Genomic DNA, 1,272 nt, shown 5'->3' with positions numbered 1-1,272 from the left:
TGACCTTGCCCCCAAGTTTTATCCAGTTTTGCGTTCGCTCCAGCGGTTTTTGGTTGCTGTTGTTGGTTCGGTAGCGGCGGGTTGCGGTGCGGAGCCATTTCGGCTGCGCAGCACCGCATCACGTCGCGGGTTGAGTGTCTGAGCGAATTCGGCCGGTGTCAGCCAGCCAAGGCCTGAATGCGGGCGTTGATCGTTGTAATCGCTACGCCAGTTTGAAAGCGCAGACCGGGCGTGAGCGAGCGACGAGAACAGAGTTTCATTCAAGAACTCGTCTCGCAGCCGCCCGTTGAAGCTTTCGATAAAAGCGTTCTGGATAGGCTTGCCAGGCGCAATGTAATGCCAGTCAACCTTGGTCCGGTCCGCCCATTGCAGGATCGCGTTGCTGGTGAACTCGCTGCCGTTGTCGGAGACGATCATCCTCGGCTTGCCGCGCTCCTCGATAATCCGGTCAAGCTCCCGTGCGACGCGAAGACCGGAAAGTGATGTATCGGCGACGAGCGCCAGGCACTCCCTCGTGCAATCATCGACGACGGTCAGAATCCGCAGCCTGCGCCCATCGGTGAACTGATCCGACACGAAGTCTAGCGACCAACGGTCATTGGCCACCATCGGCACCAGCATCGGCGCTCGCGTGCCTATCGCTCGCTTGCGACCGCCGCGCTTGCGCACCGTCAGTTTCTCCTCCCGATAGAGCCGGAAGAGCCTCTTGTGGTTCACGAGGTGACCCTCCCGCCTCAGCAGCACATGAATGCGTCGATATCCAAAGCGGCGGCGTTCATGCGCCAACGCCTTCATTCGCTCGCGAAGCTCATGATCATCGTCGCGCCTGGTCTCGTAACGAATCGTCATTCGGCAAAAACCAATGGCTTTACACGCCCGCCGTTCGCTCATCTCATGATGGATCATCAGATGCGCGACAGCTTTCCGCTTGGCCGCGGGCGTCACCACTTCTTTCCCAAAAGGTCTTTCAAAGCGGCATTGTCGAGCATGGCATCCGCCAGAAGCCGCTTCAGCTTCGTGTTCTCGTCCTCCAGCGTCTTCAGCCGCTTGGCTTCGGATACCTCCATGCCGCCGAATTTGGCCTTCCATTTATAGATGCTGGCATCGCTGACGCCGTGCTTGCGGCAAAGCTCCGAGACCGGCGTGCCAGCCTCGTGCTCCTTCAGAATGCCGATGATCTGTTCGTCTGTGAAACGATTGCGCTTCATTCCCTGGTCCTCTCAATGGGCCAGAGCTTACTTCAAAATGGATTATTTCAACGGGGCAAGGTCA

The 1,272-nt window shown here is 58.2% G+C and carries 1 protein-coding gene; it reads right to left on the bottom strand.

Annotated features, from left to right (window positions below; genetic code table 11):
• Nucleotides 1-18 precede the first annotated feature (18 nt).
• A protein-coding gene (locus CO667_RS34540; RefSeq protein ID WP_096772380.1) for an IS3-like element ISRle4 family transposase occupies nucleotides 19-1,208 on the bottom strand; the annotation gives its coding sequence in 2 pieces (ribosomal slippage) (nucleotides 19-959 and nucleotides 959-1,208; 1,191 coding nt in all).
• Nucleotides 1,209-1,272 lie beyond the last annotated feature (64 nt).

This window comes from Rhizobium sp. L43, assembly GCF_002531725.1.
GTDB lineage: Bacteria > Pseudomonadota > Alphaproteobacteria > Rhizobiales > Rhizobiaceae > Rhizobium.
The sequence above is the reverse complement of the archived record's forward strand: the minus strand, read 5'-3'. Positions and strand labels throughout refer to the sequence as shown.